Genomic DNA, 1,574 nt, shown 5'->3' on the forward strand with positions numbered 1-1,574 from the left:
TAAGTTCGGCGGTGTCCTACTCTCCCACAACCCTTCGGTTGCAGTACCATCGGCGCTGTCAGGCTTAGCTTCCGGGTTCGGAATGGGACCGGGCGTTTCCCTGACGCTATAACCACCGAAACACTACGAAACAACACACCCAGTGTGGTGTTTCAGAACCGTAGAGTGGATGCGTAACATCTTCGTAGGCAAGTCCTCGGCCTATTAGTACCAGTCAACTCGACAACACATTACTGTGCTTCCATTTCTGGCCTATCAACCCAATGGTCTGTTGGGGGCCTTAACCCACATGGGGTGGGATACCTCATCTTGGAACAGGCTTCCCGCTTAGATGCCTTCAGCGGTTATCCCTTCCGAACGTGGCCAACCAGCCATGCCCTTGGCAGAACAACTGGCACACCAGAGGTTCGTCCGTCCCGGTCCTCTCGTACTAGGGACAGCCTTCCTCAAGTATCCTACGCGCGCGGCGGATAGGGACCGAACTGTCTCACGACGTTCTAAACCCAGCTCGCGTGCCGCTTTAATGGGCGAACAGCCCAACCCTTGGGACCTACTCCGGCCCCAGGATGCGACGAGCCGACATCGAGGTGCCAAACCATGCCGTCGATATGGACTCTTGGGCAAGATCAGCCTGTTATCCCCGGGGTACCTTTTATCCGTTGAGCGACACCCCTTCCACCAGGAGGTGCCGGATCACTAGTCCCGACTTTCGTCCCTGCTCGACATGTCTGTCTCACAGTCAAGCTCCCTTGTGCACTTGCACTCAACACCTGATTGCCAACCAGGCTGAGGGAACCTTTGGGCGCCTCCGTTACCCTTTAGGAGGCAACCGCCCCAGTTAAACTACCCATCAGGCACTGTCCCTGAACCAGATCATGGCCCGAGGTTCAGATTCCCAATTCGACCAGAGTGGTATTTCAACAACGACTCCACCACAACTAGCGTTGCAGCTTCACAGTCTCCCACCTATCCTACACAAGCCGAACCGAAAACCAATACCAAACTATAGTAAAGGTCCCGGGGTCTTTCCGTCCTGCCGCGCGTAACGAGCATCTTTACTCGTAGTGCAATTTCGCCGGGCCTGTGGTTGAGACAGCCGGAAAGTCGTTACGCCATTCGTGCAGGTCGGAACTTACCCGACAAGGAATTTCGCTACCTTAGGATGGTTATAGTTACCACCGCCGTTTACTGGCGCTTAAATTCTCAGCTTCGCCATTACTGGCTAACCGGTCCTCTTAACGTTCCAGCACCGGGCAGGCGTCAGTCCATATACATCGTCTTGCGACTTCGCATGGACCTGTGTTTTTAGTAAACAGTCGCTTTCCGCTGGTCTCTGCGGCCACCCACCCCTAGCCCGAGAAGGGCTTCAGGATGTTTGGCCCCCCTTCTCCCGAAGTTACGGGGGCATTTTGCCGAGTTCCTTAACCACAGTTCACCCGATCGCCTTGGTATTCTCTACCTGACCACCTGTGTTGGTTTGGGGTACGGGCCGTGCATGCACTCACTAGAGGCTTTTCTCGGCAGCATAGGATCACTCTACTTCGCCTCAAACGGCTACACATCACGTCTCAGAG

The 1,574-nt window shown here is 55.1% G+C and carries 1 rRNA gene and 1 other annotated feature (1 of these 2 running past the window's edge); the gene reads right to left on the minus strand.

Going from position 1 to position 1,574, the window contains the following annotated elements:
- Nucleotides 1–3: 3 nt before the first annotated feature.
- Nucleotides 4–120 (minus strand): 5S ribosomal RNA (gene rrf / locus ACWDN5_RS46215).
- A 64-nt stretch (nt 121–184) separates the two neighbouring features.
- Nucleotides 185–1,574 (minus strand) — a sequence feature (mutual gap in cmsearch alignment for this rRNA model is longer than 100); it runs 1,668 nt beyond the window's last position.

It is taken from the genome of Amycolatopsis sp. NPDC003731, assembly GCF_053586895.1.